Source organism: Paenibacillus sp. P5_B5 (assembly GCF_056400365.1).
Genome location: NZ_JBFULK010000054.1, coordinates 1 through 743 on the forward strand (window position 1 = coordinate 1; position 743 = coordinate 743).

1 tRNA gene and 2 rRNA genes are annotated in these 743 nt (G+C 45.6%); all 3 read right to left on the reverse strand.

The window, feature by feature from the left end:
* Nucleotides 1-149 (reverse strand): 23S ribosomal RNA (locus tag AC1DOK_RS24490); the annotation flags it as partial.
* 191 nt (nt 150-340) lie between these two features.
* Nucleotides 341-416 (reverse strand) — tRNA-Ala (locus AC1DOK_RS24495).
* A 232-nt stretch (nt 417-648) separates the two neighbouring features.
* Nucleotides 649-743: ribosomal RNA gene (locus AC1DOK_RS24500) — 16S ribosomal RNA — on the reverse strand; the annotation flags it as partial.

Consider the following 743-nt stretch of genomic DNA (forward strand, 5'->3'; position numbering starts at 1 on the left):
AACTGCGCATTACCACAGCTGGGTTCCCCCATTCGGACATCCCCGGATCAAAGCCTGCATACGGCTCCCCGAGGCATTTCGTCGTTCGCCACGTCCTTCTTCGGCTCCTAGTGCCTAGGCATCCTCCGTGCGCTCTTATTAGCTTAACCWGCTAATTATTAACGTTGTTCTCTTATTGCTAAGAAGAACATCGGATGTTTCTAAGCTCTTACATTTCGTTTCGCTATCTAGTTTTCAAGGAACAATTTTGTTCTCAGCCGTTTTAGCGGCAAGAAGTATCTTAACATATTTGTTTCTCACTCTACAACCTGTAATTATTACCAGTTCGTAAGAGAGAATTTGGTGGAGCCAAGCGGGATCGAACCGCTGACCTCCTGCTTGCAAGGCAGGCGCTCTCCCAGCTGAGCTATGGCCCCGTAATTTTTCTGACAGTAGTTTTCGTAAGAAAACTGCGAAAAGAAAAATAGCTTCGTAAGCATTAATCTTTTTTGGCAGTAGTTTGCGAATACAAACTGCGAGAAGAAAAATTAACTTGATGGAAAAACTCCATCAAAACTGAACAAATGAGCTTTGCAATTAGCTATTTTTGCGGTTTGTCAAGCAAACCACTGTTCGAATGTTTCCGTTTCAGGAAACGATTCTCCATAGAAAGGAGGTGATCCAGCCGCACCTTCCGATACGGCTACCTTGTTACGACTTCACCCCAATCATCTACCCCACCTTCGGCGGCTGGCTCCCTTGCG